The sequence below is a fragment of the Gemmatimonadota bacterium genome (assembly GCA_016720805.1).
Lineage (GTDB): Bacteria > Gemmatimonadota > Gemmatimonadetes > Gemmatimonadales > GWC2-71-9 > Palsa-1233.
This window is the reverse complement of sequence record JADKJZ010000003.1, coordinates 118,679-143,929: the sequence shown is the minus strand read 5'-3', so window position 1 is coordinate 143,929 and position 25,251 is coordinate 118,679. Positions and strand designations below refer to the sequence as shown.

Below are 25,251 nucleotides of genomic sequence, written 5' to 3'. Positions count from 1 at the left end.
GGGCGGCTAGTCAACATGCCCAATCACCCGCCACGCCCGCAACTTCTCCGCGCGCGACACGCCGGCGTTGGCGGGACTGGTCGAGGGGAGCCGCAGCAATTCGAGATCGTGCGTCGAGGGGAGTGTCGGGGTGACGTGCCTGGCAAAGAGCGTCGCCGCCTTGGCGCCGTTGAAGCAGACGCGGCGGATGTCCGGATGCGTTGCGAAGAACTTTGCAAAGTCGTTGGGGACAATCGTCGACGGATCGATGTCGGCGTCGAGGCTGCTCTCGCGGGTACACGACTTGAGCACATCCCAGAGAGCGATCCGACCATCCTGCAGCGCGGTCACGCGATCGGTGTAGGGACTCGCGGCGTCGAAGCCGAGGATGTCGGCGATGATCGCCCAGAAGGCGTTCTGGGGATGGGCGTAGTATTGCTGGTCGCGCAGCGAGACCTTCCCCGGCATGGAGCCGAGGATCAGGAGGCGCGCGTCAGGGCGCGCGATCGGCGGGAAGCTGTGGCAGTGCATGGTCGTGGAGCTGGCGCTCAGCCGTCGTGCCCCTTCCGCTTCGGCGGCGTCCTCCCGAGCCGCTCCAGTTCCTTCAACACAGTCGGCGGGATCTCGCGACAGCCACACGCCTTCGCGTGCGCCACGTGCCATTGGACCCGCTGACTCAGCGTGGAGCCCATCGGCATGACGTGGTCCTTGTGCCACTTCGCGTTGATCATCGCTGGTGGCCCCTCTGCCAGGCCTCTCCCAACAGCCGCATCCCCTTCGGTCCCACGCCGTGCAGTGCCGCAACGTCCGCTTCGGCCCACTTCGCCAGCTCCGCCATCGAGCGGATCCCCGCGTTGGCGAGCGCACGCAAGACCGGGCCGCCGACGCCCTTGGGGAAGGCGGCCTCGTTGGGATGGGTGATGGTGCGGCTCACGGCCGACGTACGGCCGGAAAGAGCATGTTGGCCGAGAACAGCAGATCGTGCGCCACCTGCCCGGTTGGACCGCGGCTCACATGATCGGCCGCGGTCACGCGGACCGGCAGGGCCCGCCAAGGGAGCCGAACCGCGGCGCCGAGCCGGAGCAGCGGCGCCGTATGCGATCGGTGGAACGCCGTCGAGACCAGCACCGTCTCGGGGTCCCAGTTCGGGGGAATCGGCACGCACACACAGGTGAGGTCGGAGAAGGCGTACTGCCGGACTCCGCCGCCGAGTTCGAGCTCGACGCCCAGACCATCGCCACCAAAGGCACGAACCAGACTGGCGGTCGCCGCCCAGAAACGACCAGCCTGCAGATCCCGCGGTGTGCAGTCGTGCTGGCAGCGCGCCGTCGGCTCCACGCGGTAGCCTTCGGTGACACTCGCCATCGCCACGATCCTGAATCCGACCGAGGCAGCCCGAGGCCACGCGTCGAAGCCCACGGTGACCGCTGGTGCGTTCGACAGCTGCGCGGTGCCGCCATTCCGCGTACCCAGCGACCGCGCCGAGGTGTAGAGCCCGGCACCGAGCGTGAGACCACTCCGATTGCCGCCCTGCGCCGCCGCCGGCACGACCGCGGCAACGAGTGCGACGATGCAGCAGGTCATGAGTCCGAGCCTGCGTCCAGTGGACGGTGGCATCATCACCGAGGCCTGCCATAGCGCCGGATGTTCCATTCCCCGCTCTCCGACTCGCGCGCGGCATAGATCGCGGTGGCACTGACGGCGATGATCTTCCACGACTGCGGAAGGGCAATCGTGCGCAGGTGCGTGCCGGTGCGATCGAACTCCGCATAGAGCTCCGTGGTGTAACCGGCCGGCTGATTCAGCCAGAGGAAGTAGCGTCCCGACAGGTCGGCTCGGACTTCCTGGAACGGACCCTTGATCGGTGCCAGCACGCGCGCGGCGCGGTCGAGCCCCTCGGGCGCGGGAAGGCCGCGGAAGAGGGCGCGATCGGCGTCGACCGTGGGGATCGGCGCGAACGGGATCGGGAAGGTCGTCCGCGTGCCCTCGCGACTGATGAACTCCAACGCTCGACGCGATCCCCGCGCGATCCACACCGTGCCGTCCTGATCGACGCCCCAGAGATCACGCGGCGCGTACTCCGCCGGCGCCATCATCCCCATCTGACCGATCTGGATCGGGGCCGTCTGCAACCGCTCCACAAAGCCGACGGTGTCGACGGTCGTGGCCGCCGCACGAAGGCGCACGACGGGCGCGGAATCACCGGGCGCCGCTTGCGGGGCGCCTGGGCCGACACCGAGCTGATTGCCCAGCGTGTCGGCACGCAGCAGGAACGGCGAGAGCCCCGCGGGAATGGCACGGTGCTCCTCGAAGGTCAGCGCGGGGGCCAACACCGTGACCCGTCGGGCGGGGCCGTCCACGACCCCGATCCGACCCGCCGGCAACGCGAAGACGAAGCCCGGTGCCCTGTACTCCCCCGGGCCTTCCCCGGCGCGACCAACCGTGTCGCGGCGTCCGGTCGCGAAATCGAGCCGGATCAACCCCGGCAGCAGTGGCTCCGGCAGCAGCAGCACGCCGGGTGCCGTCTCGTAGGCCACCTCGGGCTGATCGACGCCGACGACGCTGTCGAGAACCGGGTCGAGGTCGATGACCGCGGCGGACGTCGACGCAGGGTCGGCCTCGCGGCAAGAGGTGAGCAGGGTGAGTGCGCCGGCGAGCGCGATCTGTCTCAGCAGGATACAACCTCCGGGGTGATCACGATCCCTCGATGTCCGGGATCGTGGCTCGTGGCGCCCTACTGTTCCTTGTCGCTCGGCGTGGTGAGTTGATTCCTGAAGTCCTGCTCTTCGCGCAGGCTGTCAATCGCCGTCCGCATCTTCCACTGCGCCTCACGCAGCTGACCGAGCTGACTGGTGAGCTCACTCACGCGTGCGGCGAGGGAACCGTGGGTGTCGTTGTTCCGGCGCATCCGCACGGCATAGTACGCGGCACCACCCAGGATCATGAACAACAGGAGTCCGCCCATCGGTCAGCCTCCTATGCGGTCGGTGGATGGGTCAGGCTGGCGTCTGCGCGCGGCGGCCGATCCGTGGCCGCGAGGCGTGCCGACGCCTTCGCCTCGGCGGCGAGGTCGGCCAACTCATCGGCCAGCAGGAAATTCTGCTCGGCCAGCGCCGCGACCTCCGCGCTGAGCCGGTGCAGATCGCGCGCGGCGGTGTCCCGTCGGTCCCAGGCCCTGACGAGGGCCCAGCCCGCCGCCACCGGGACGGCGAAGACCCCAAGGATGATCAGGAGCTCAGCACCACCGAGATTTCCGAACATGCAGGTGCCTCATCAGGGGACGGGGGAGGTGACTCTGCGTCGGGATGTGGGTGCACGCTGTGCCGTTGACCGGACGTGCGACGGAGCATCCTCCAAGCTACCCCCGCCCCGCGTCAGGCGGGGCGCCACGGGTGCGGGAGCTCGGCCAAACCCTACCGCTTCGCCAGATGATACGCGACCAGCGCATTCGCGTGGCCGTGGCCGAGTCCGTGCTCCGACTTGAGCAGCGCGACCAACTCCATGTGCTTGAGGTCGCCCGCGCGCTGCAGCACGCCGAACCAGTGGGCGACCGGATGGCCGTACTTCTTCTCGATGGACGGGAAGTAGGACGCTGGGCCCTGCACCTTTTCCGAACCGGCCACGGCATGCCTCCTGGAAATCTTGATAAAGCTATCACCGTCCCGAGCGGCGCGAGGCGCCACGCGCGCCATGCCGGAACACGCGCCCCGCGTCGGAGTGTCGCGAGTCGTGGTCCGATTGCCACCAGCGAGGTGGATCGCCGACCGAGGGCCGAACTAGGGGTCGGTCACCTCAAACGAGATCGGCAGCGCCCCCTCCCACATCAGTCGGCGTCCAACCTCGGCGAGCTCACCCTGTGGGTCGCGAATCGTCAGAAAGTGATTGCCCACGAGCTGCCCGACGCGGCTTGAGAAAACCGTGCTCCCGTAGGGCACCAGCAGCTCCGCCTCGCTCAGCCCGGGCGGATGCCAGAGCACCTGCCCGGGTGCGGGGTGACTGGTGGCGTTCTCTTCACCGACGCCCAGATCGTAATCGCCGAGCGGGACCCAACCCGACTCACCACTCCAGCGCGCCTGCACGAGCTGCCCCGCAAATGGGAGGCGCGCCTGGAATGCCTCGACCGTCTGTGGGGCGAGTTCGCTCTCCAACACGGCGGCAAACACAGCCGAACCAATGCGGACGGTGAGCATCGTCATCGGGCGGCCCAGGAGGGCAGTCGGCATTCGACCGTGATCATCCAGTCCTCTGAGGCGAGAGGGAATTTCGGATTGCAGTGACAAGTGCACGCACTTCATTCAGGCAGTGGTCATCCCGAGCAGAGCGAGGGATCTGCGTAGCCGCAGATGGGCCAGGTGTCAGTGCATTCGCGACCACGCAGGTCCCTCGCTGCGCTCGGGATGACGACGCACTGATCCATCATCCATCATCCATCATCCATCATCCATCATCGATCATCCCGCTTCGACATGCATGTCATGCGCATACCCCATCGCCACCGCCATCGTCACCAGCCCTACCCCGGCCAGCCCGACGAACACCCACGTCATCCCGTGCCCGGCGACCGGCCCCGGCAATCCGCGCAGTGCGCCGAGGGCGGCGACGCCGATCGCGCCGCCGAGGAAGCGTGAGAAGGCGCCGAGTGCGGTGACGACACCGCGCTGGCCGTGCGCCACCGTCGACTGCGCGTCCACCACCGTCGTCGTCGAGAGGAGGCCGAAGCCGAGGCCCATCACGAACATGATCGCGGCAAGCACCCAGATCGTCGCGTTGCTCGAGACGAAGCCCGCGAGCGCGAGCGCGCCAATTGCCAGCAGCAGCGCGCCGAGCCGGATGGTCGCGCGGCGGCCCTGCTTCATCATCAGCGCGGGCGAGCGGCTCGCCGCGATCGGCCACCCGAGCAGCAAGGGCGAGAGCGCCGCCGACGCCGCGATCGACCCGCCGCCAGCAATCAAACGGAGCGGCAACCAGGTGAGCACCACCATCATCATCGCCCCCAACAGCCCCAGCAACGCGATCCCCGTTCCCAGCCTCGGCGACCGCAGAATGTTGACCGGAATCACCGGATCGGCAGCGCGCTGCTCGACAAACACCAGCGCACCGAAGGCCGCCATCGAGAGAATCGCCATCGGGAGCGTGGCCACCTGCTCGATCGCGAGCAGCAGTGCAAACGCACCGACCGCGGTGCAGAGCACGCCGAGGCGATCGAGCGGGACGGTGCTGCGAACCCGCGCCGGCTCGCGATAGGCGAGCGCCACGATGCCGATCGCCGCGAGGGCGAACGGAATGTTGATCCAGAAGATCCAGCGCCAGCCGACCGTCGTCGCGAGCAACGAGCCGAGCAGCGGACCGATCGCGCCGGACGTGCCCCAGACCGCGCCGATGATCCCCTGCACCTTGCCGCGCTCGTGCACCTCCCAGAGGTCGCCGACGATCGTCATCGTGACCGGCTGGATCGCGCCGGCCCCGGCACCCTGGATCACCCGCCCGAGGACGAGGAGATCGAAGGTCGGGGCGAAGCCCGACACCAGCGAGCCGAGCGCAAAGAGGAGGAGGCCGATATAGAGCAGCGGCGCGCGACCATGCCGGTCGGCGAGCTTGCCGTAGAGCGGAATCGCGACCGTGCTGGCCAGCAGATAGGCGATGTTGACCCAGCCGTAGCGGGCGTCACCACCAAGATCGTGGACGATGGTCGGGAGGGCGGTGGCCACGACGGTGGCCTCGATCGCCGAGAGGAACATCGCCAGCACGAGGCCGACGAGGGTCCAGCGGCGACCGACGTATTTGAGATGCCAGGCAGTCATGGGCGAAAGATAGACGATGATCGATGATCGATAATCGATGATCGATCCTCCTGCCTCACCGTCCGAAGAAGCTCGCCACCATCTCCTTCAGGTCCCTTCCCAGCCCCGCCGGGTTCGCCCGCGTGTACTCGGCGTAGCGCTTCTCCTCGGCCTCACGGACGGCCAGCCACTCGAGTTCGCCCTGGGCACGTGCCGCGGCAATCCGGTGCGGACCGGCGTCGGCCGGCGAGGTGGCCTCGACATGCGCCAGATGCGCCGCGAGCAACGCCGCGCGGCATTCATACAGCGGCCGAGCGGCCGCGAGTTCCTTCGGTTGGACGGGGTGCGCCCCAACGCCACCAAAAGCCAGCAGATCCGAGATCATCTGAGACTCAACAGTAGAAGTGAGTCTCATCATACCCCGAGAACCGGAGAAAGATTCACCACGGGGGGAGTCGGAATGGGAGACGGCGAACGGCGAGCAGCGAACAGCGGTAAGGGGTGAGGAGTGAGGGGGAACAGCCCCCTTACCCCTCACCCCTCACCATTTCACGCTGTTCGCCGTTCGCTGTTCCCTGTTCGCTGCTTCCCAAGGCGCCGACCGGAGTCGAACCGGTGATGGAGGTTTTGCAGACCTCTGCCTTACCACTTGGCTACGGCGCCGAATGCCGGGGGATTCTAGTCGCCCCTCTGGCCGGTGTCCACCGAATCGGGGAACCGGGAACCGGTACCGGGCGTTATCCTCTGGTAGGGTGTCCCCCCACTCTGCCCATTCCGGAGTACCCCATGCCCTGCAATGAATCCCCCCTGTTCCGCGGGATCCGTGTCGTCGCCGGCCTCGCCATGCTCTACCTCGGCTGGACCCACACCGTCACCGGGACCGCCGGGACCGTCTTGCAGTGGCTCGGCTTCGTCCCCCTGCTGACCGGCCTGACCGGCTTCTGCCCCCTCTACTCGGCCCTGGGGATCAACCGCTGCGGGCCGAAGGCGGCCTGATCCGCCTCACGCGTCGACGGTATCCCGCTGTGCGGTCCCCCGAAAGAACACGACGGCCAGGGCGATCCAGAGCGGGATGTCGCCGAGCAGCTTCATCGTGAGGCCGGCGAGCATGATGTCCTCGTTGGCCGAGAGGCGGACATCGACGCGCGGCGCCAGCTCGTACAGCGCGTACAGCGGCCAGTCGGAGAAGACCATCATCATCGCCGGGATCGTCGGGACAATGGTCGCGCCGAAGAGGTAGCCCATCTTCCCGAACGTGCCGAGCCGCGTGAACGCCTTCGGCGCGACCAGCGGCCACCAGAGGAAGAGCCCCGCCGCGAGCCAGCTGAAGTCGATCAGGAAGGAGCCGAGCTGCGACTGCATCGCCGGATCGACGACGGCGGGGAGGTGGCTCGCCACCACGATCAGGTTGTAGCAGGCCAGGCCGGGGATCGCCTTCGCCATGGTGCTGAGCAGTCGATGGCGACTCGACCCCACGGGCGCGAACGCGAGCCACCCTTCCTCGGGGATCGAGCGCAGCAGCGCTGGCCCCGCCAGCAGGGTGAGCATCAGGAACTGGAAGGTGTGCACCGAGGCGAGATAGCCGGCGCCCAGCTTGCCCACTGGCCAATCGAGGGTGATCAGCAGCGCGATCCACGCCGTGGCAAACCAGCCCCAGGGCCGCTGCGTCCACTGCTGCCGCACGCCGAGCTGCCACCAGCCGACCGCGAGCAGCAACAGGGCAAGGTGCACCCCGGGGTACCATTGCCACTGCCAGCTCCACGGCAGCCCCGTCGCCGCACACCACCACTGCATCAGCTACTCCTTTCCACCGACCGCATGCACGGTGGTCGACTGCGTGATGGTCCGGCCACTGCGGAAGTGGAACGTCAGCGTCACCGCCGAGCCCACCGCGAGCGGCGTCGGGAAGTGCTCGAGCATCAGATGCCGCCCACCCAGCGCGAACACCACCGAATCACCGGCCGGCACCGCCACCCACGTCAGCGGCATCATCATCACCTGGCCGTCGCCGTGATCCATCGATTCGTGGATCGTCACGGAATCGGCGGCAGGCGTCGTCACCCGATCCAGCGTGTCCGCCAGCGCGCCCGCATTCCGGAGCACGAAGTAGCCCGACGCGGCGACCGCGCCGACGGGAGCCATGCTCACCTCGAGACGCGACACCCTGAGCGGACCCTCCGCCGCGCCGCAGGCCGTGGTGCAGAGGAGCAGCAGGAGCAGGCGCGCGGAGGTCATAGGTCGTAGGTCGTAGGTCGTAGGTCCATCATCCATCATTCATCATCCATCATCCATCATCCATCATCCATCATCCATGATCGATCATCGGCCGTACTCCACGAGCCTCGGAATGTCATGCGCCCAATCCCGCTGCCGTGTCCCGAACGGATACTGCACCCGGCCGAGTCCGTCGCGCGTGTGCGCGATCACCTGCGAGGCGTGCCCCACCAGATAGTCCTTCGCGCCGCGCGTCGTGTCCTGCTCGGCCGTGAGCAATCCCGCGGCGAGTTGCGCCGCCTTGATGGTGGAGTCAGACCCGGTGAGCGCAATGAAGCGCGGGTCAAAGCCCGCCACCCACGGTGCCAGCACCGCCATCGAGTCACGCGACGGATCGACCGTCACGAAGACCACCTTCACCTGGCGTGCGACATCTTCTGGCAGCTTGTCGAGCACCGCCGCGAGGTTGGCGAGGTGGACCGGGCAGACGTCGGGGCAATGCATGTAGCCGAAGAAGAGCAGCGTCACCGTGCCGCGCGTCTGTTCGGCAAGATGGTATGGCGCACCCTTGGCATCGGTCAGCACCACATCGGGCATCGGGCGCGGCGTCACCACCTCGGCGCCGATGAAGCCGCCGGGGGAGAGTTCACGATCGAGCTTCTCGCCGCAGGCGATGGTGCCCACGGCGAGCAGCGCCAACCACACGCGCCTCACTCGACGAAGTCGACCGAGAAGCCGTACGCGCCGCGCACCACGTGGCCGTCGGCCGACGCGGTCTTCCAGCGCACCACGTATCGCCCCGGCGGGATCGGCCGGGTCAGCGGGGCGTGGAGTTCCTTGCCGGCCGCCTTGGTGTCGATCACCAGCGACATCACGTTGCTCGAGTCGGGACGCAGGATGGTGATCGACGACACCTTCGGATTCACCTTGCCGGTGAAGGTCAGGACGACCTCGCGCGGCGGCCCCTTCACGATGGAATCGCGCCCGGGGACCGAGCTCTTCAGTTCAGTGTGAAACAGCAGCGCTGCCGGCGCGACCACCGCACCGATCACCACCGCGACAATCTTGGACAACATCACGTGCGCTCCACGTTGGCAGACCCCGCAATATAGTGGGCCGTCAGGGCGCGATGGTGACCTTGTCGACGAAGTAGGGCGTGTCGCCGAAGCAGGTGGTCGGCACCCCGCGATGCTCGGCGTAGTGGAGCACCACGCGCTTCCCCACCGCCTCGCTCATCGACTTGGCCACCTGATCGTCACGCACCGTGAAAATCCACATCACCGGTGCGACGCCGGGGACGGTGGTCATCGCGATCTCCCCTTCCCACGTCTTGCAGAGCCACCCCTTGTTCGAGAACTTCTGCAGCACGCCGGCGCGCTCCCCTTCGGAGTAGGCCCAGTTGAGCGCGGCCCCCGCATAGATCGAGAAGAGCATGACCGGGACGACCACGATCGCCAGCGCGATCAGCCCCCAGCGGCGCTTCCCCTTTGGTGCATCCGACATGGCGTCCCCCTCGTTCGGCCAACCCGCATGGATCGATCAGCGCCCGCCGCGCAGGCCCGTCGAAAAGGTAAAGCCCTTCCCCACCACGAAGACCCAGCCCGACGATTCGCGGTCATTCCCCACCCGGTACACCAGGTCCATCCGATTGGCCTCGAGGTCCGGCGCGCGTGAGGCGCCGAGGCGCAGCCCGACCCCCATGTCCCAGCCGGTCCGCATGGTGGCGCCACGATACCACGCCCCGCCGTGGTCGACGAAGGTCGCGATCCCCACGTCGATGACCTTCAGGAAGTCGACCGCCGCGCCGTAGCGATACTCGGCCGTCACGAAGAAGGCGCGGTCTCCCGTGAACGCGTGCGACCGGAAGGCGCGCGGTCCGGCGCCCAGCCCCAGGTCGAACTCGCTGCCCGGCAGCAAGCCGCGCAGGACGCCGCCCGAGGCATGCACCAGGGCAAGGTGCTTCGGCGACGGAATCCACGCCGCCGTCGCCGAGAGCTGCGCCGTCGCCGAGTCGAGCCCGCTGCTGGTGATCATCCCGCCAACATTCCACTCGAGCAGCGAGAAGCCGCGCGCCGAGCCGTGTCCGGTGCGCCCCGCAATCGCCGGGGCGATGCCGCTCTTCTCGTAGCCGAACACCGAGGGTGCCAGCAGCACCGAGGCACGCACCACGGTGGAGAGGTCGAGGTCCTCGTCGCGCGAGAGGGAGTTGTAGCCTTGCAGCTTGACGTAGCGTCCCTTCCGCGCCTCGATCCAGCCACCGAACGCGCCGGTTATCGATCGCTCGGTGATCCCGATGTTGTCGTAGGTGGCCTGCGTGGTGAAGTCGTCACGTCGAAGCTGCGCCACCAACCCGGCGCGCACATAGCCGAGGCTCGGCGTGCGCAGTGCGCGCGCGACTTCGGCGCGGCCGAGCACATAGCGCCGCTGCAGCGTGTCGGTCGCCTGCTCGATCCCGTCGCGGAAACGGAGGAGCCGTTCGCGGCGGGTATCGCCGGTGATGCTCCACGCCGATTTGGCGCCGAGATTGAAGAACGACTTCCCGATGGTGCCCGCCGCCAGCTGGCCGTCACTGCGGTCCTCCAGCGCGGCGACCATGCCAATCGTGCCGCCGATCAACCGCGGCTGCCGGAACGCCAACGTGGTGGTGCTGCGGTCGGGATTCTTGCGATACAGCAGCGACGTCTGCGTCGCGGTGCCGAGGAGGTTGTCCTCGATCAACGCCAGGGTATACGCCACTTCGCCGCCGGTGGAACGGAAGCGGAAGTCGGGGCGGGTGCTCCAGCCATCACGCGTGGTGACGGTGACGACCAACCCCGAGTCGACCGACGTGGTGTCGATCTTGACGCTGCGGAACACCCCGAGGCGGCGAAGGTTGCGCTCGCTCTCGGCGATCTTCGCCGAATCGTACGGCTCGCCCGGATGCACCAGAATCTCGCGCCGTACCACGTACGGCAGCGTCGTGACGTGCAGCCGATTGACGAGGTTGAGCAGCCAGAAGCGGGTTTCGTCGGGGTCGAAGATGGAGCGGCGTTCGAGGACGACGGCGGCGACGGGCGCCTGGGCGAGCAGCGGTGCGGGGGCGAGGATCAACGCCAGGATGATGGATGATGGATGATCGATGATGGATCGAGCGCGCCGCGCGATGCGCCCTGCCCTCGCGGGGAGCGTCATCCACCATCCATCATCCATCATCCACCATCCCGGTTGCTTCAGCTCAACGACTCCAACAGCCGCCACAACTCCAGCGGCGAAAACTCCGCGAATCGGGCCTTCACGTCGGGGACGCTCCATTCGCGGAAGATCCAGGCAGAGGAGCGGCGGACGTCGCCGGCGACGAAGTGGACCCGGCCGACGGCGAGGGGGCCGTCCTGGCGCGTCTCGAGGTGAACCGACCAATTGGTGCCGCCCCGGGCGAGGTCGCCCATGTGGTCGGCATTGGAGAGGTCGATCGTGTCGGAAGGAGGTGTGGTCATGGTCACCGGGGCGGAGGACGTTTCAAGGGTAGCGAGGGGCCACGGCCTGCGCCAGCAGGGGCCACTATATTGCGGCGCCGCCGATGGCGGCGATCCCCCAGCATTTCCCCGGAGACCCCGTGTCCGATACCCCTGCTTCCCCCCAGGCCCAGCGCTTCTGTACCGGCTGCGGCGTGACCCTGCCGACCGGCGTTCGCTTCTGCTCGGCCTGCGGAACTCCCGTCGGTGGCACCTCGGCGGCCCATGCCGCCCCGAACGCCCATGCCTCCGCGGGCGGCGCAGCGGCCCCGAAGGCCCCGACCCAGGCGGCACCATGGATCGTGGCCGGGCTGCTGACGGTCGTCGCCGTGGTCGCCGTGATCTACGCCGCGACCGATCGGACGGCCGCGGAGCCGCCGGCGATGGGGAGTGCGCCGGCGGGCGGCGTGGTTGGCGCCACCGGGGCTCCGGACATCTCGAACATGACGCCGCGCGAGCAGTTCACCCGCCTCACCGACCGGGTCACCGCCGCCGCCGAGAAAGGCGACACCGCCACCGTCTTCCGCTTCACCCCGATGGCCCTCGGCGCCTACACCAACCTGCCGCCGGGCGACCGCGACATCGACGCCCGCTACCACACGGCGATGATCCAGGCCCAGGTCGGGATGTTCCCCGAAGCGCTGGCCCTGGCCGACACGATGCTGAAGGAGGCGCCCAACAACCTGATGGGCTTCTTCGTCCAGGCGATCGTCGGCGACTATCAGGGGAACAAGGTCGGTGCCGAGGCCGCACGGACCGCCTTCCGGAAGAACTACGACGCCGAGATCGCCAAGAAGCGCGACGAGTACGAGGCACACCGCCCGCTGCTCGAGAGCTTCAAGACCACCCCGGGACCCAAGTAAATGACCACGACGATCCGCGTCGCCCATTCGCCCGACTCCGACGACGCGTTCATGTTCTATGCGCTGGCCGAAGGGAAGATCGACACCGACATCACGTACGTGCACGAGCTCTCCGACATCGAGTCGCTCAACCAGCGCGCACGTCACAAGGAACTCGACGTCTCGGCGGTCTCGATCCACGCCTACGCCTACATCGCCAACGACTACGCGCTGCTCAACAGCGGCTCGTCGATGGGCGACGGCTACGGCCCGCGGCTCGTCTCGCTGACGCCGCCCCCGGGCGACCGTCGCGCCGACTCCGCCATCATCCGCGCCGCCGCGAAGGGAATGCGGATCGCCGTCCCCGGGCTGCTGACCACCGCCTATCTGGCGCTCAAGCTGTGGCAGCCCGACTTCGTCCCGGTCGTGATAGCCTTCGACGCGATCGAGGACGCCGTCCACAAGGGCGAGGTGGACCTGGGGTTGATCATCCACGAGGGGCAGCTCACCTACGTCGACGACGGCCTCCACCTCTGGGCCGACACCGGCGAGTGGTGGCTCGACGAGACCGGCCTCCCGCTCCCGCTCGGCGGCAACGTCGTCCGCCGCGACCTCGGCCGCGAGGTGATCGAGCAGGTCGCCAAGGACCTCAAGGCCTCGATCGTCTACGGCCTGGTCCACCGTGCCGACGCACTGGCTCACGCCAAGCAGTACAATCGCGGCATCTCCGACGAGCGCACCGACGAGTTCGTCGGGATGTACGTCAACGAGTGGACCGTCGACTACGGCAATCGCGGCCGCGAAGCGGTACAGCTGCTGCTGGACCGGGCGGCCGAGGCGGGAATCATTCCGAGCAGGGTGGAAGTTGAATTTGTAGGATGATCGATGGTCGATGATCGATTGTCATCCCGAGCGAAGCGAGGGACCTGCGTGGTGGCGAATACGCAGATCCCTCACGTTGTTCGGGATGACATCATCGATGATCGATCATCGATCATCGTCTACTTCTGCCGCTCGAAATACAGCAATCCCCCCGAAATCGCCCCCACGAAGATGCTCAGGCTGCCATCGCCCCGCAGCGCGCCGAAGGTCGGCGCGGAGTAAGGGTCGGTCGGCACCACGAAGGCCGGGTCCCGTTCGAAGCGGATGACACCGTCAACGGTGACGTTGCGCCAGAGCTGGAGGCCGCCTTCCTCGCTGCCGAGGACGAGATCGGACCGGCCATCGCCATCGAGGTCGACGAAGGTCGGCGCCGACCGGCGCCCGACGTCGATGTCCTGGAAGTGGTCGCTGACCAGTTCGAACTTCGGGGCGGTACGGCTGCCGACGTTCCGGTACAGGTTGAGCTGGCCGCTCGCCTCGCCGACGATCATGTCGAGATCGCCATCGCCATCGAGATCGGTGAGGGCGGGGGTGGTGTTGCTGCCGCGGGTGAGGGTGACGAGCGCGGTGTCGGTGAGCGTCCACGCCGGCGCGGTGCGGGTGCCGCTGTTGCGCCACCAGTGGACGCGGTCGCGCCAGGTCCCGATGACCAGGTCCGGCAGGCCGTCGCCGTCGAGGTCGGCGCTGGTCGGGGCGTAGTGGAACTCGCCGCGAATCGGCAGGGGGCCGCGGTCGCGGAAGGTCGGGGCGCGCGCGCTGCCGCTGTTCTCGAACCAGGTGATCGTGCCGGTGGTATCGGCGTTCGGCTCGATCTTGTTGCCCACGAGGAGATCGAGGTCGCCATCGCCGTCGAGGTCGGCGAGGGTCGGTACCGACTCGTTGCCGACGTCGACGGTCGGCAGCAGCCGAGCGGTCACCTTCTCGAACTTCCCGCGTGACGCCTGGCGGAGGTAGTAGAGGTTCTCGACCGCCGTGCGGGCCGGGAAGAAGGCGCCGCCGATCACACCCATCACCACGTCGAGGAGCCCGTCGCCATCGACATCGCCGATGGCCGGCGCGTTGTAGCCGCTGGTGAGCACCCCGTCGCCGATCGGGAAGCGCTGCGGCGCGGCGCGCAGGTCCGGTGCCGCGCAGCCGCGCGCACGGTTCTCGAACAGCAGCAGCCCCGGCTCGAAATAGTCGCCCCAGAAGAGATCGGGATCGCCATCACCGTCGATGTCGCCGAAGGCGAGCGTGTTGGCGCCGTGGCGGGAGCCGCGTCCCTCGATGGAGTTGGGCTGTCCAGGGACCGGGCCCAGCACCTCGATCCCCTCGAACCGCTCGGTGACGAGGCCAAAACGGGGAATCCCGTTGCTCGCGGTCCCCGCGATCGCCTCGTACCGGTCCACCGTGCCGGCCACCCGCCCGAGGAAGAGATCGAGGCGACCATTGCAGTCGATGTCGACGAGGTTCAGGATGTTCTGCCGATCGGCGGCGAGCGGGACGCCATCGCCGTCGCGGAGGGAGTCGGCCGCGACGGCGAATCGCGCCGCCGACTTCGTCCCGACATTGCGCCAGGCGCGGATGTAGCTGATCGGCGATTCACCGAGCAGGTCCATCAAGCCGTCGCCGTCGAGGTCGACGAAGCGCGACCACTCGCCGACGGCGAGGCCCTGGTATTGGTCGGTGCGCCAGACATAGCGGCCGTCGACCCGCTCGAAGTACATCAGCGCATTCGAGCGCTCCTGCACGAAGAGGTCGAGGTCACCGTCGCCGTCGATGTCGACCAGCTGCGGCCGCGGGACGTCGAAGCCGCCAAGGAACGGCTCTGGCGTCGGCGCGCCGGTGCGGTCGGCCACCGGGAAGGGGGCGACGCGGCGGGTGAACACGCCACCGCCCTGCGCCCCCAGCGTCGCGGGCAGCAGGGCGGCGCACACCAGGAGGGTGCGGACGCGATTCACCGGGCGCGCGCCGCGCCGATCCCGGTCGGACCGTTGCCCAGCATCAGCGTCGAGTGGACGGTGCCCTTGGCGAGATCGAGGATCGTCAGCCACCCATCGGTGGCAGCGTGGCCCTCCATCCCGTGCATCTCGTGGCCGCTCTGCCCCGGCATGATCGCGCCGGTGTTCTGATTCACGACGAAGGCGTACTTGTTGTCTGCCCGAAGGAGCAGGCCGTAGGGCTGCGCCATCCGCCCTTCGATGATCCGCGTCACCGTGCCGGTCACGACGTCCACCTCGGCCAGCGCATTCTTCACCAGCAGCGTGATGTAGACATGCCGGCCGTCGCGCGAGAAGCGCGGGTCCCAGGGCTTCCCCGCCAGCGGAATCTCCTTGACCGGAACGAAGGGCGGCGGCCTGGTGAGGTCGAAGACCAGCAGCGTGTTCGACAATTCACCCCCGGCCACCATCGTCTTGCCATCGGGCGAGAGCGCAAACTGCACCAGCGAACGCGGCGCACCGGGAATCGTGGTGATCGTCACCCGACCCGTCGCTGTCTCGACCGACGCGATCCGGTTCTCGGCGAGCGACGCGGTATGCACCCACTTCCCGTCGAGCGTGACGGCGAGCGCGTGCGGCCGCGGAATCAGGATTTCCTGCTCCTCGACCATCACGAACGCCTTCCGCGCAATCACGCCGAGTGCCTTCGGCGGGTTGACGGCCGTCATCGAGCGCCCCACATAGAGCGAGTCATGCACCGGGTCGAGCGTCAGCAATCCCGGCGTCTCCATCTTCACCTGACCGAGCAGATGATTGGCGCGGTCGAACTTGAGCACGCGGCCGTCACCAATCAGCGAGACATACCAGAACGCGCCGTCGGGTTCGACGGCGATATGGTGCGGCTTGGCGTTGGCGGTGAAGCCGAGGCCGCGGAGGTCGATCACGGTGTCGACCGCGAGCCGCTGCTGGTCGATCACCGAGATGCTCGCCCCGGACTGATTCACCACGTACAGCTTGGCCCCGCCGGACGGGCTCGGGGCCGTGGCGGGAGCAGTGCCCCCGCCGCTGCAGGCCAGGACGGCGAATGCCGCCCCGGCCGTCAGGAACCTGCGGATCATGGCACCGTCGAGGTGCGGTCACGCACGAAGAAGACGCCCTCGCCGATGCTGGTCACCACGATCGTGCCGCTCTTGAAGTAGGGGTAGACGCTCCACGCGCCGGCGAACGACGGCTTGCCGTCGTCACCCGGGTGGGTGTCGAAGAAGCCCACCTCGCGCGGATCCCGCGGGTTGGTGACGTCGAGGATGCGCAGGCCGGAGGTGTAGTTGGCCTGGTACATCCGGTTGCCCTTCACGTAGAGGTTGTGGTCGATCGCCTTCGCGACGCCGACATGCTCGGTGACGAGGACGGGGTCGTCGAGGTCGGAGACGTCCCACACCAGCGTGCGCGTCCCCTTCGCCGCTTCGCCCTGCCCGCTCGACTCGTCGCCTTCGTCGTCGAGGTAGAAGTACTTCTGGTCCTCGGTCAGCCACCCCTGGTGGGCGTAGGCGACGTTCGGGTACGACGCGCGCGAGATCGCCACCGGGTTCTTCTTGTCGGTCAGGTCGGCGATCGAGATCGCGGTCTCGTTCGATCCGATGCAGATCTCGCGGCCGCGGTACTTCTCGTCGGGACCGCGGTAGACGACGCACTGCGCGTCGTGCGAGTAGCCGGTGCCGGCGCGGCCCGTCTTCGGGTCGCCGAAGCAGCCGGCGAACTGCGGGTGCTTCGGATCGCGGACGTCGATCATGTGGTAGCCGCCGCCACAGGTCTCGCCGCCGCCCGAGTTGCCGACGGTGTACATGAAGCCGGTCTCTTCATTCGAGACGATGTTGTGCGCGCTGTTGATGCGGTCGTAGGTGACGTCCGGCGTGAACGTCTGCGGCGTGGTCACCTTCCGCAGGCGCGTGAGGTCGAAGACCTGCATGCCGTGCTCGCCCGCGTTGTCCGAGACGATGAAGACGTGATCCTTGTAGGTCTTCATGTCGCGCCACGCCGAGGACGGCGAGCCCTTGGTCTTCGGCAGGTCGCCGAGGTAGCGCGGGTTCGACGGGTCGGTGACATCGACGAACGAGGTGCCGTCGGTGCGGCCCAGGATCGCGATCTCGTGCTTGGTGACCGGGTCGGTCCAGCCCCAGTTGTCGTTCATGTTGGTGCCGCGCTTGCCGCCGATCGCCGAGATCGGGAGGAACGACTGCAACGACGCATTGCCGCACTCGAATTCGCCCGCCTTGCCCGACTCACCGCAGGCAACCTCCTTCCCCTTCACGGCGGCGTAGGTCGGCGCCGTGCTCGCGGGATAGAGGCTGTTCCGGACCGTCCAGGCGCCGGTGGGGCTGCGCCCGAGGAAGAGCACCGTGCCGCCGCCACCGCCATCGGAGGGCATGCCGACCACGGCCGCGTCGCCCGACGTGGCGATCGATCCCGAGAGGCCGGCACCCGGCTCCAGATCGCCGACGGCCAGTGCACTCATGCTGGCGAGACTGCCGTCCTTCGCGAGGGCCAACCGGTAGACTCGGCCGGTATTGCGCTCGGTCGCGGGGGCGCCAATCCAGATCTCGTCGCCGGCGGCGGCCAGCGTCGCGCCGAAGCGGCCAGCGATGAGCTGGAACGGGGCCAGCGTCTGCCGCTCACGCCACGCGCCAGTGCTGGCGCTCCGCTCGAAGACCACCGCCGCCCCGGCGCTGCCGCCACCCGGTCCGGCCAGCACCAGGGCGCCCGGCGCCCCGGCGATGACCCGGCTGCCCTGCAGCAACAGGGCGCTGCCGAGCTGGGCGTTGTCGGTGCCCCGCTGCGCCATCAGCATCCCCTCGGCCTGCCAAGCGCCATCCGCCTGGCGGCCGTAGGCGAAGACGGCGCCCTTCCGCATCGAGCGGCCGGGAGCGCCGACCACGAGCCGCGCCCCATCGACCGCGATCGCGGCGCCGAACTGGTCGCCCGGTTCGCTGTTCTGGACCGGCAACGTCCCGGCGGGGGCATAGCTGCCATCGGCGCCGCGGCGGTAGAGGTAGACCACCCCGTTGCCGTCGCGGGGGGCGCCGACCATCAACAGGTCGCCGGACAGCGCGAGCGAGCGGCCGAATTCGGCCCGACCCACCCGACTCGACGCCTGGAGCACGCCAGCCGCCGTCCAGGCGCCATTCGCGCCCCGCCGGAAGACATGCACCTCGCCCTTGGCGCTATCGGGGGCCGAGGGCCCGTCGATCCGCGAAACGAGCAGCGTGGTCGCGTTGGCGACCAGGACGGTGCCGAAGCCATCGTTGGGGGAGCCGGCGGGCGGCAGCAGCGTGCCAGTCTCCTTCCACCCCGTCGGACCACGGCGGTAGAGGTGGACCGTACCGGACTTCGGGCCTCGGGGTTCGCCAACAAAGGCCTGATCGCCGACGATCGCGACCGTCGCGCCAAACTGCGGGAACGACGGGCCGCGTTCGTCGCGGACGCCGGAGGCGGAGGCTGTGCTCAATGCCAACGGGAGCAGCAGGAGGACAGCCGAACAGACTCGCTTCATCGGGGACGACCTCATGAGGGGGGGTGGGAAGTGGAGTCGGATAAGCTAACACCCGGCCGCCGTGCCCGGATGGACGAACGGGAGGCCCGTCGGAACCGCCCGACTGCCATGCAACCCTCCCTGTACGGGACGAGTGGCGCCGGGGGTTTCGAAACGGGGCGGCCACACGAGGCGCGGATCGGAACGACCGATATATTGAAGGAGGTGCCGGCCCCCACCCCTGGAGCATCGATGAGCCCGGATACGCCCGACCCGATGGCAGACGAGATCGGCCTGGTCACGACCCTCGTGGTCGACGACGAGGACTCGATCCGGTCGGCGTTGCAGCGACTCCTGACCTCGATGGGCCATGAGGTCATCGCCACCGGCACCGCCGGCGAGGCCCTCGCCGAGATCCGCCGCCGGAAGGTCGCCTGCATCCTGCTCGACGTCCGCCTCCCCGATGCGTCCGGCCCCGACATGGTGCCGATGATCCTCAAGGAGGAGCCCAACGCCGCCATCCTGATGCTCACCGCCGTGAACGACGCCAACACCGCGGCGCTCTGCATGCAGCGTGGCGCGATGGACTATCTCGTCAAGCCGGTCGACCTGCAGGACCTCGAGCGCGCCATCGGGCGGGCACTGGCCCGTCGGCGTGACCTGATCGAGCAGGCCGAGACGCAGGCGTGGCTCAAGCAGGAGATCGTGCAGCGCGGGGCGGAGCTGCGCCGTGAGCGCGGCAATCTCGAGCGGATTTCCGTGGCCACCCTGGAAGCACTCGTCAACGCCCTCGAGGCGAAGGACGCCTACCTCCGCGGCCATTCGGCGCGCGTCGCCGACCTCTCGGCGATGATCGCCGCCGAGATGGGGCTCTCCGACGAGCAGATCGAGATGGTGCGCACCGCGGGCCGTCTTCACGACATCGGCAAGATCGGCATCCGGGAAGCGGTGCTGCACAAGCACGGGCCGCTCACCGAGGAGGAGTTCGACCACGTCAAGACGCACGTGCTGATCGGGGCGCAGATCCTCGCGCCGTTGCATCACCTGCGCGAGGTGATCAGCTATGTCCGCTCGCACCATGAGCGTCATGACGGCACCGGCTATCCGGACGGATTGGTTGGCGAGGCGATCCCGATCGGGGCGCGCATCCTGGGGGTGGCCGAGGTGTTCGACGCGTTGACGACGGTCCGCCCGTATCAGGAGAAGATGAGTCAGGAGCAGGCGGTGTCCCGGATGCGCGACCTGGTCGGCACGGTGATTTCGCCGGATGTGCATCGGGCGCTGGCGGCGGTGATCACCCGTCGGCGGGCACTGGTCTTCCTCGACGAGAGTCGCGCGCCCTGAGCGGCGGAAATCCGGTCCATGACGCGGGGTTCGGTGCCAAGCACTGGATCCCGCGTTCGGTATTGTCGGGGCATGACACGCGGCGTCACCCTGCTGGAGCTGCTGCTCGCACTCGTCCTCGTCGGCATCCTCGCCGGCCTGGGGATTCCTCGCCTCGGCGCGGTCGCCGCGGCCGCCGCGCTCCGGCATGAGGCCACCGAGCTGGTTGTGGCGCTCGACGCCGCGCGGCTCGATGCCATTCGCTTCGGTGCGGTCACTCGCCTCACCCTGAGCGACAGCAGCTACCGGCTCGAGCTCCTCGCCGACGGCGACACCACGCTGCGCTGGCTGCATGCCGGGGCGGGAACGCGCGGCGTCCAGCTCAGTGGGGGCGGGGCGCCGATCCACTTCGGGGCGGCGGGGCTGGCGGTGGGGGTGTCGAATCGGACGCTCACGCTCACGCGCCTCGGGGCGAGCCGTCGGGTCGTCATCTCGCGGTTGGGGCGGATCACCCCGTGAGGTGGTATTTCCGGATCTTGGCGAGCAGGGTCGAGCGGGCGATGCCGAGGAGCAGTGCCGCCTGACGCCGATTGCCGTGGGTGAAGTGCAGGGTGGCGCGGAGGTGGCGCGCTTCGGCGGCCTCGAGGGTCTCGGGGGCCGGCAGCATCGCCGCCTCGGTCACCACGAACTCCGGCGCGGGCGCCACCCCGGGCGGCACGGTCGCGACCTCCTCGAAGACCACCACGTGCCCGCCTGCGCGGAGCGTGTCGGCCAGCGCGACGACGTCCTCGCGGGTGGGGTCGGTGACAAGGAGGCGGATGTGGAGGGAGGGCATGCCGGAAGATACAGCGAACGGCGGACAGCGAACGGCGAACAGCGTCTCAAGCCGATGCTACATTCCCCCGATCCGTAGCAGATCGCTGTTCGCTGTTCGCTGTTCGCCGTTCGCCCCTCCACCAAGGCTTCGCGCATGCTTGATATCTCGTCGTTGGCCGTCGGCGACAGCGTCCACCACCCCTTCCTCGTCCTCGATGTCGTGGCCAAGGGTGGCGATCACCCGCGCACCGTGCTCGTCCTCGGCAATCGGACCGGGCGGATCGACACGGCGCCGTTCTGGGCCGGGCGCGACGATCAGGTGAAGGGATTGAGCAAGGGGATGATCGTCCAGGTCGTCGGCACGGTGACCGCGTATCGCGAGTCGCGCCAGCTCGACGCCACCTCGGTGCGGGCGCTGCCGAAGGGCTCCATCCCGCTCGCCGACTTGGCGCCCTCCGTCGGCGCCGTCGACGGCTACTGGCAATTCCTCGACGACATCCGCGCCAAGCTGACCGCGCCAAGGCTTCGGGCCGTGGTCGATCTCTTCTATGCCGACGACGAGTTCCGCAGCCGGTATCAGGAATGTCCCGGCGCGCCGGGCACCGGCCACCACGCCGCCATCGGCGGGCTGTTGCAGCACACCTGTGAAGTCGTCAGCATCGGCAAGCAGATGGCGCGCGTGGCGCGGGCCGATGCGGAAATCGTCACCGTCGGCGCGATGCTCCATGACATCGGCAAGCTGGAGACCTACAGCTGGGAGACCGGCGTCTTCGATACCACCGAACGCGGTCGGCTGCTGGGACACGTGGTCCAGGGCTACGCCATGTTCCGCGAGCGGGTCAACGCGCAGCCGACCCCGCCATGCACGCCAGAGGAACAGCTGCTGATCGAGCACCTGATCCTCTCGCACCATGGCCAGCTCGAATTCGGCTCGCCGGTCCGGCCGCTGACCCTCGAGGCGGAGATTCTCCACTACGCCGACGATGCCTCGGCGAAGACGGCCTCGATCAACGAAGCCTATGCCTCGCCGGAGCTCTTCCCCGGGGACGCCAGGACGTCGACCAAGAAGGTCTGGCAGTTCGACAATCGCTGGCTGGTGCGGTTGGCACCGGACTTCGGGCGCGACGAGGGTGGCGGGAACGAAGAAGCGGCCGACCAGCAGGGCTGATCGACCGCTTCGCACTCCAGCGCAGACGCTCGGGGGCGTTGCGAGAGAATGAGCGCTGTGGGTCAGATCGGCTCGCGGACCGCTCGCCCACACGGCTCTCCGAGGCGCTGGATCGGAGAGGATGAAGCGTGCGAACGCCCCATCGGTACTCCTACCAAGCTACCGTCCCCCAGAAAAGCCGCAAGTGCCTGATTTTATTCGGGTTAGCTCACCTGCGGTGGGCAACATTGTGGGTTCGAAGTGCCCATCACCACGGCAGTTCCCCCCTTTCTCCACGGGATGTGGAGATGTTAATCCACATCCCCACATGCCATTGACCGTACTTCGTTACAATCCGCCGGGGACACCCTTGGGACGCATCGGGATGTCGAAGACCCGGAGCAGCCCGTCGGCCGCCGTGTCGTAGTGCGTGGCGGCCGTTTCGGCGCCCGCGGCACTCGTCCGGAGCTGGGCCAGCCCGGGAGTGGGCGAGGCCAGTTGCAGCGCGACGGCCCGATCGCACTTGGTCATCTCGGTGTAGGTGACGCCCAGCGCCTTCTGATACGCGATCAGCGCCTCGGCCCCCGCCTTGGCCGAGGCCTTCATCCCGGCAATGTGCGGCTCCGCGCCGATCATCACCCGTGACGCCGCACCACAGGCGACGCGGAGCCTTCGGGCCGCGGAGGTGGCGACCGCCGGCGACGAGGCACGCTGCACCCGCGACGCCTCCGTCTGCACCACCATCAGCGAGTCGCGCATGATCATCAGCAAGCTGCGCAGCCCGGTCTTGGCCGAGTCGAGGGGAATGTCATAGAGCATCGAGGCGGCGGCGTTCAGCTTGCGCTGCGCGAGCGCGCGTTCCTCCGGTGTCATCCGCTTCATCGCTTCCGAGGGCGGCTCCTGCGCGGCAAGCGGCGCGGCCACCAGCAGGGCGCCCAGCATCATCCATCCGGCCTTCATGAGTCGATCCCCACTTCGATGTAACGCCAGGCCGCGTCCGTCCCCTCGTCGCCGAGGAAGAGTACACCGCCGGCGGAGGCGGCAAACCAGCCGGCAATCATTCGGCGTGATCCATCCAGTTCCTGCACGATCGGCGGCAACCAGCGCCGCAGGTGGCGCAGCTCCGGGGCACGACGCCCCAGCTGCGCAAAGATCGCCCCCGCGCCCATGGTGATGCGAAGGAAGTGCGCCAACGCGATCGCCCGTTCGGCAAAGCCGATCGCCAACACGCCCGGCTCGTCGAGCAGCACCTCGCCATCCTCCGGCAATGCCTGCGGCGTGTCGAGGCGCGGGCCGAGGAAGATGTAGCGGCGTCCCTCGGCGGTCTTCCGTTCGACGACCGCCGCGGCGGTATCGCTGGTGAGGCGGCCCGCGTGGAGGAGATCGTCATCGGGAAGGATGCCGACGACGCGGGTCCACTCGAGCGCACCGAGCAGCTGTTCCATGGGGCAGCCGATCGTGTCGTCGAAGGCGGTGAAGCGCGGTGCCTCGCCGGCTCGCAAGACCGCGTGTGCCATCGCCTCGGCCCGGTCCGCGAAGGTGCGAATCGTCAGCGTCGTCGGGGTAGTCATGCTGTGATGATAGACCGCCGAGGCAGTCGCGGGTAGGGCCCCCGCTTGCGTCGATGCCTCGTGCGGACCCACGTTTCGCGCCATGAGCGACCTCCCCTCTCTACGCAGTCGGGTCACCGCCGGCACCGTCCTCCTCCTCCTGCTGGTGTGGGGGATGACGTTACAGGGCGTGTCGGCGATGAAATCGCTCGATTCGGCGGTGCAGGATGAGTTGGCGACGTTTCGAGAGGCAACGGTCGTCGTCCAGGAGCTCACCCGCGACGTGGTGACGGCGGTCCGGATCGGAGATGCACTGGCTCTGACGCCGGACGACTCCACCAACCGCGTCCAGCTCTCGGCGGCGTTCGCCAACGTGCGCGGCGCCAGCAGCAGCTACAGTGCGCTTTCGCTCACCGATCCCGAGCGGAAGGCGCTCCGCCGCATCGAGACCCTCGTCTCGCGTCTCGAGCGGAGCAGCGCGCCGGGGACCCCCGACGGCCGCCGGGTGGCGACCGCCGATTCGTTGCTCGACGACGTGCGCGCCCTGGTGGCGGTGCAGGCGGCGGCCGCGTCGGATCGGGCCAGCGACCTCGCCAGCAACAGCGAGGAGCGACGGACCTACGTCTGGCTGCTCTTCGGACTGGCGCTGATTCTCGGCATCTGGTCGGCAGTCTACACCGTGCGCGCCGTGGTGCTGCCGCTGCGCCGACTGGTCGAGGCTACCGAACGGGTCGGCGCGGGCGACCTCCGCCCGATCGACCTCGGCCCGATGCCGAAGGAACTCGGCCTCCTCGCGGCGGCCGTGCGCCGCATGAGCGAAGGCCTGCGCGGCGTGGTGGGCAGTGTGGCCGACGTCAGCAGCACGCTCACCGAAAACGCCGGCGCGCTCTCGCGTCGCTCGGAGCAGCTGACCGAGAGCGCCACCCAGGTGTCGCGCGCCATCGGCGCGGTGTCGGCCTCAGCCGAAAAGCAGGCAACGGCCACGCGCGAGAGCGACGACCTGCTCAGCGACCTGCGGGCCGCCGCGGCACGCAGCGCCGGCGCGGGCCAGCGGGTGGTGCTGGTGGCCGATCGGATTCGCCGCACGGCCGACACTCACCGCAGCCACCTCGGCGCGGCGTCCGAAACACTGCTGGAGTTGCACGAGGTGGTCGCGCAGACAACGTCATCGGTCGGCCGGCTGACGAATGCGGCGGCGGCGGTGTCGGAGTTCGTGGCGCTCACCGGCCAACTGGCGGCGCAGACCGAGTTGCTGGCACTCAACGCGGCCATCGAGGCGGCGCGTGCCGGAGCGGCCGGGGAAGGCTTCGCGGTCGTCGCCGGCGAAATCCGGCAGCTCGCCGAGACCAGTGCGGAAGGGGCGCGGCGGATCGCCAAGACAGTGGCCACGCTGGATGAGCAGGTGCGGCTGGTGGCGCAGACGGTCGAAGCCGGCACCGAGCGGGTGGCAGGCGTCGAGGACGTGGCGGCTGGCGTGACGGCGGCGCTCGCCGAGATCGTCGGCTCGGTCGAGGAAGTGGCCGCGGCCGCCGGAACGGTGGCGCGCGAGGCCGCCGCGCACCGCGAGCTCGCCGACCGCCTTGGCGCCACCGCCGCCGACGTGGCCCGGGCCGCGCAGGTCAACGCCCGAGCCGCCCAGGCCGTCACCGACTCGGCGGTGGAGCAGTCGGGGGCCACCCATGAAATCGCAACGGCGGCGACCACCGTGGTGGACACCGCCGATCGATTGACGAGGTTGGTGCGAGGCTTCCGGGTCTGAGTGACGTGAGACGTGAAAGGTGA

Annotated in this window: 31 protein-coding genes and 1 tRNA gene; 7 read left to right on the top strand and 25 right to left on the bottom strand. The window is 68.6% G+C overall.

Translation table 11 applies throughout. From position 1 onward, the window contains the following. Positions 1-6: 6 nt before the first annotated feature. From IPP98_05370 to IPP98_05315, 12 genes are all read right to left on the bottom strand, one after another. Complete coding sequence (locus IPP98_05370) at positions 7-510, bottom strand: DNA-deoxyinosine glycosylase (GenBank protein ID MBL0178543.1); 504 nt, start codon at positions 508-510, stop codon at positions 7-9. A 17-nt stretch (positions 511-527) separates the two neighbouring features. Next, positions 528-707, bottom strand: a complete 180-nt coding sequence (locus IPP98_05365) for a hypothetical protein (GenBank protein MBL0178542.1) — start codon at positions 705-707, stop codon at positions 528-530. Beyond that, a complete protein-coding gene (locus IPP98_05360; GenBank protein MBL0178541.1) occupies positions 707-913 on the bottom strand; it encodes a DNA-binding protein in 207 nt (68 codons plus the stop codon). Before IPP98_05360 ends, IPP98_05365 begins: the two co-directional genes overlap by 1 nt. Further along, positions 910-1,563 (bottom strand): hypothetical protein, encoded by a 654-nt coding sequence (locus tag IPP98_05355; GenBank protein ID MBL0178540.1) that lies wholly within the window; start codon positions 1,561-1,563, stop codon positions 910-912. Before IPP98_05355 ends, IPP98_05360 begins: the two co-directional genes overlap by 4 nt. Before the next feature lie 35 nt (positions 1,564-1,598). Next, complete coding sequence (locus tag IPP98_05350; protein MBL0178539.1) at positions 1,599-2,516, bottom strand: hypothetical protein; 918 nt, start codon at positions 2,514-2,516, stop codon at positions 1,599-1,601. A 197-nt stretch (positions 2,517-2,713) separates the two neighbouring features. Beyond that, positions 2,714-2,944 carry a hypothetical protein gene (locus tag IPP98_05345; protein MBL0178538.1) on the bottom strand — a complete coding sequence of 77 codons (231 nt, stop codon included), beginning with the start codon at positions 2,942-2,944 and terminating at the stop codon, positions 2,714-2,716. 11 nt (positions 2,945-2,955) lie between these two features. Continuing rightward, the gene (locus IPP98_05340; GenBank protein MBL0178537.1) at positions 2,956-3,240 is read right to left on the bottom strand and encodes a hypothetical protein; all 285 of its coding nucleotides are present in this window, start codon (positions 3,238-3,240) and stop codon (positions 2,956-2,958) included. 152 nt (positions 3,241-3,392) lie between these two features. Continuing rightward, positions 3,393-3,602, bottom strand: coding sequence for a DUF4287 domain-containing protein (locus IPP98_05335; GenBank protein ID MBL0178536.1), 210 nt, complete (start codon positions 3,600-3,602; stop codon positions 3,393-3,395). Positions 3,603-3,755: 153 nt separating this feature from the next. Then, positions 3,756-4,175: a DUF3830 family protein gene (locus IPP98_05330; GenBank protein MBL0178535.1), complete on the bottom strand. Its 420-nt coding sequence runs from the start codon at positions 4,173-4,175 to the stop codon at positions 3,756-3,758. Between the two features lie 255 nt (positions 4,176-4,430). Beyond that, entirely contained in the window at positions 4,431-5,780 is a 1,350-nt protein-coding gene (locus IPP98_05325) for an MFS transporter (GenBank protein ID MBL0178534.1), read from the bottom strand. A 55-nt stretch (positions 5,781-5,835) separates the two neighbouring features. Next, entirely contained in the window at positions 5,836-6,144 is a 309-nt protein-coding gene (locus IPP98_05320) for a hypothetical protein (GenBank protein MBL0178533.1), read from the bottom strand. A gap of 207 nt (positions 6,145-6,351) precedes the next feature. Beyond that, a tRNA-Cys gene (locus tag IPP98_05315) sits at positions 6,352-6,422 on the bottom strand. A gap of 123 nt (positions 6,423-6,545) precedes the next feature. Between IPP98_05315 and IPP98_05310 the strand changes: the two genes are divergently transcribed. Continuing rightward, entirely contained in the window at positions 6,546-6,755 is a 210-nt protein-coding gene (locus tag IPP98_05310) for a DUF2892 domain-containing protein (protein ID MBL0178532.1), read from the top strand. Positions 6,756-6,761: 6 nt separating this feature from the next. Here IPP98_05310 and IPP98_05305 read toward each other — a convergent pair whose 3' ends face one another. The 7 genes from IPP98_05305 to IPP98_05275 form a co-directional block, all read right to left on the bottom strand. Next, the gene (locus IPP98_05305; protein ID MBL0178531.1) at positions 6,762-7,553 is read right to left on the bottom strand and encodes a cytochrome c oxidase assembly protein; all 792 of its coding nucleotides are present in this window, start codon (positions 7,551-7,553) and stop codon (positions 6,762-6,764) included. Between the two features lie 3 nt (positions 7,554-7,556). Beyond that, the gene (locus tag IPP98_05300; protein ID MBL0178530.1) at positions 7,557-7,994 is read right to left on the bottom strand and encodes a copper chaperone PCu(A)C; all 438 of its coding nucleotides are present in this window, start codon (positions 7,992-7,994) and stop codon (positions 7,557-7,559) included. 84 nt (positions 7,995-8,078) lie between these two features. Next, complete coding sequence (locus tag IPP98_05295) at positions 8,079-8,687, bottom strand: SCO family protein (protein MBL0178529.1); 609 nt, start codon at positions 8,685-8,687, stop codon at positions 8,079-8,081. Further along, positions 8,684-9,049: a copper resistance protein CopC gene (locus IPP98_05290; protein ID MBL0178528.1), complete on the bottom strand. Its 366-nt coding sequence runs from the start codon at positions 9,047-9,049 to the stop codon at positions 8,684-8,686. The genes IPP98_05295 and IPP98_05290 overlap by 4 nt, the downstream gene beginning before the upstream one ends. Before the next feature lie 43 nt (positions 9,050-9,092). Then, positions 9,093-9,407 (bottom strand): hypothetical protein, encoded by a 315-nt coding sequence (locus IPP98_05285; protein ID MBL0178527.1) that lies wholly within the window; start codon positions 9,405-9,407, stop codon positions 9,093-9,095. Positions 9,408-9,512: 105 nt separating this feature from the next. Continuing rightward, positions 9,513-11,144 (bottom strand): hypothetical protein, encoded by a 1,632-nt coding sequence (locus tag IPP98_05280; GenBank protein MBL0178526.1) that lies wholly within the window; start codon positions 11,142-11,144, stop codon positions 9,513-9,515. A gap of 38 nt (positions 11,145-11,182) precedes the next feature. Next, positions 11,183-11,446 (bottom strand): hypothetical protein, encoded by a 264-nt coding sequence (locus IPP98_05275; GenBank protein ID MBL0178525.1) that lies wholly within the window; start codon positions 11,444-11,446, stop codon positions 11,183-11,185. A gap of 119 nt (positions 11,447-11,565) precedes the next feature. Between IPP98_05275 and IPP98_05270 the strand changes: the two genes are divergently transcribed. Then, entirely contained in the window at positions 11,566-12,327 is a 762-nt protein-coding gene (locus IPP98_05270; protein MBL0178524.1) for a zinc-ribbon domain-containing protein, read from the top strand. Then, positions 12,328-13,188, top strand: coding sequence for an ABC transporter substrate-binding protein (locus IPP98_05265; protein MBL0178523.1), 861 nt, complete (start codon positions 12,328-12,330; stop codon positions 13,186-13,188). Between the two features lie 119 nt (positions 13,189-13,307). Here IPP98_05265 and IPP98_05260 read toward each other — a convergent pair whose 3' ends face one another. The 3 genes from IPP98_05260 to IPP98_05250 are packed head-to-tail and all read right to left on the bottom strand — an operon-like array spanning position 13,308 to position 18,654. Continuing rightward, on the bottom strand, positions 13,308-15,128 hold the full coding sequence (locus IPP98_05260; GenBank protein MBL0178522.1) for a VCBS repeat-containing protein: 1,821 nt from the start codon (positions 15,126-15,128) through the stop codon (positions 13,308-13,310). Beyond that, positions 15,125-16,225 (bottom strand): YncE family protein, encoded by a 1,101-nt coding sequence (locus tag IPP98_05255; protein MBL0178521.1) that lies wholly within the window; start codon positions 16,223-16,225, stop codon positions 15,125-15,127. The genes IPP98_05260 and IPP98_05255 overlap by 4 nt, the downstream gene beginning before the upstream one ends. Next, entirely contained in the window at positions 16,222-18,654 is a 2,433-nt protein-coding gene (locus IPP98_05250) for a choice-of-anchor B family protein (GenBank protein ID MBL0178520.1), read from the bottom strand. Before IPP98_05250 ends, IPP98_05255 begins: the two co-directional genes overlap by 4 nt. A gap of 231 nt (positions 18,655-18,885) precedes the next feature. On the opposite strand from IPP98_05250, the gene IPP98_05245 reads away from it, so the two are divergent. Continuing rightward, positions 18,886-19,977, top strand: coding sequence for a response regulator (locus IPP98_05245; protein ID MBL0178519.1), 1,092 nt, complete (start codon positions 18,886-18,888; stop codon positions 19,975-19,977). 72 nt (positions 19,978-20,049) lie between these two features. Beyond that, positions 20,050-20,475, top strand: coding sequence for a GspH/FimT family pseudopilin (locus tag IPP98_05240; protein MBL0178518.1), 426 nt, complete (start codon positions 20,050-20,052; stop codon positions 20,473-20,475). Here the strand turns inward: IPP98_05240 and IPP98_05235 are convergent. Continuing rightward, positions 20,465-20,791 (bottom strand): hypothetical protein, encoded by a 327-nt coding sequence (locus IPP98_05235; GenBank protein MBL0178517.1) that lies wholly within the window; start codon positions 20,789-20,791, stop codon positions 20,465-20,467. The genes IPP98_05240 and IPP98_05235 overlap by 11 nt on opposite strands. Before the next feature lie 135 nt (positions 20,792-20,926). Here IPP98_05235 and IPP98_05230 point away from each other — a divergent pair, with 135 nt between their 5' ends. Then, complete coding sequence (locus tag IPP98_05230) at positions 20,927-21,940, top strand: HD domain-containing protein (GenBank protein MBL0178516.1); 1,014 nt, start codon at positions 20,927-20,929, stop codon at positions 21,938-21,940. 327 nt (positions 21,941-22,267) lie between these two features. Here IPP98_05230 and IPP98_05225 read toward each other — a convergent pair whose 3' ends face one another. Further along, the gene (locus tag IPP98_05225) at positions 22,268-22,879 is read right to left on the bottom strand and encodes a hypothetical protein (GenBank protein MBL0178515.1); all 612 of its coding nucleotides are present in this window, start codon (positions 22,877-22,879) and stop codon (positions 22,268-22,270) included. Continuing rightward, on the bottom strand, positions 22,876-23,490 hold the full coding sequence (locus tag IPP98_05220; GenBank protein ID MBL0178514.1) for a hypothetical protein: 615 nt from the start codon (positions 23,488-23,490) through the stop codon (positions 22,876-22,878). The genes IPP98_05225 and IPP98_05220 overlap by 4 nt, the downstream gene beginning before the upstream one ends. A gap of 82 nt (positions 23,491-23,572) precedes the next feature. Between IPP98_05220 and IPP98_05215 the strand changes: the two genes are divergently transcribed. Next, a complete protein-coding gene (locus tag IPP98_05215) occupies positions 23,573-25,228 on the top strand; it encodes a methyl-accepting chemotaxis protein (GenBank protein MBL0178513.1) in 1,656 nt (551 codons plus the stop codon). Positions 25,229-25,251: the final 23 nt, after the last annotated feature.

Bases quoted from the DNA above. Each gene is read 5' to 3' on its own strand.
- IPP98_05225 (MBL0178515.1), bottom strand. From the start codon at position 22,879: ATGAAGGCCGGATGGATGATGCTGGGCGCCCTGCTGGTGGCCGCGCCG.
- IPP98_05305 (MBL0178531.1), bottom strand. From the start codon at position 7,553: ATGCAGTGGTGGTGTGCGGCGACGGGGCTGCCGTGGAGCTGGCAGTGG.
- IPP98_05330 (MBL0178535.1), bottom strand. From the start codon at position 4,175: ATGACGATGCTCACCGTCCGCATTGGTTCGGCTGTGTTTGCCGCCGTG.
- IPP98_05290 (MBL0178528.1), bottom strand. From the start codon at position 9,049: ATGTTGTCCAAGATTGTCGCGGTGGTGATCGGTGCGGTGGTCGCGCCG.
- IPP98_05275 (MBL0178525.1), bottom strand. From the start codon at position 11,446: ATGACCACACCTCCTTCCGACACGATCGACCTCTCCAATGCCGACCAC.
- IPP98_05240 (MBL0178518.1), top strand. From the start codon at position 20,050: ATGACACGCGGCGTCACCCTGCTGGAGCTGCTGCTCGCACTCGTCCTC.
- IPP98_05230 (MBL0178516.1), top strand. From the start codon at position 20,927: ATGCTTGATATCTCGTCGTTGGCCGTCGGCGACAGCGTCCACCACCCC.
- IPP98_05280 (MBL0178526.1), bottom strand. From the start codon at position 11,144: ATGACGCTCCCCGCGAGGGCAGGGCGCATCGCGCGGCGCGCTCGATCC.
- IPP98_05310 (MBL0178532.1), top strand. From the start codon at position 6,546: ATGCCCTGCAATGAATCCCCCCTGTTCCGCGGGATCCGTGTCGTCGCC.
- IPP98_05250 (MBL0178520.1), bottom strand. From the start codon at position 18,654: ATGAAGCGAGTCTGTTCGGCTGTCCTCCTGCTGCTCCCGTTGGCATTG.
- IPP98_05255 (MBL0178521.1), bottom strand. From the start codon at position 16,225: ATGATCCGCAGGTTCCTGACGGCCGGGGCGGCATTCGCCGTCCTGGCC.
- IPP98_05355 (MBL0178540.1), bottom strand. From the start codon at position 1,563: ATGACCTGCTGCATCGTCGCACTCGTTGCCGCGGTCGTGCCGGCGGCG.
- IPP98_05345 (MBL0178538.1), bottom strand. From the start codon at position 2,944: ATGGGCGGACTCCTGTTGTTCATGATCCTGGGTGGTGCCGCGTACTAT.
- IPP98_05340 (MBL0178537.1), bottom strand. From the start codon at position 3,240: ATGTTCGGAAATCTCGGTGGTGCTGAGCTCCTGATCATCCTTGGGGTC.
- IPP98_05325 (MBL0178534.1), bottom strand. From the start codon at position 5,780: ATGACTGCCTGGCATCTCAAATACGTCGGTCGCCGCTGGACCCTCGTC.
- IPP98_05285 (MBL0178527.1), bottom strand. From the start codon at position 9,407: ATGCTCTTCTCGATCTATGCGGGGGCCGCGCTCAACTGGGCCTACTCC.
- IPP98_05245 (MBL0178519.1), top strand. From the start codon at position 18,886: ATGAGCCCGGATACGCCCGACCCGATGGCAGACGAGATCGGCCTGGTC.
- IPP98_05220 (MBL0178514.1), bottom strand. From the start codon at position 23,490: ATGACTACCCCGACGACGCTGACGATTCGCACCTTCGCGGACCGGGCC.
- IPP98_05235 (MBL0178517.1), bottom strand. From the start codon at position 20,791: ATGCCCTCCCTCCACATCCGCCTCCTTGTCACCGACCCCACCCGCGAG.
- IPP98_05320 (MBL0178533.1), bottom strand. From the start codon at position 6,144: ATGATCTCGGATCTGCTGGCTTTTGGTGGCGTTGGGGCGCACCCCGTC.
- IPP98_05215 (MBL0178513.1), top strand. From the start codon at position 23,573: ATGAGCGACCTCCCCTCTCTACGCAGTCGGGTCACCGCCGGCACCGTC.
- IPP98_05370 (MBL0178543.1), bottom strand. From the start codon at position 510: ATGCACTGCCACAGCTTCCCGCCGATCGCGCGCCCTGACGCGCGCCTC.
- IPP98_05300 (MBL0178530.1), bottom strand. From the start codon at position 7,994: ATGACCTCCGCGCGCCTGCTCCTGCTGCTCCTCTGCACCACGGCCTGC.
- IPP98_05265 (MBL0178523.1), top strand. From the start codon at position 12,328: ATGACCACGACGATCCGCGTCGCCCATTCGCCCGACTCCGACGACGCG.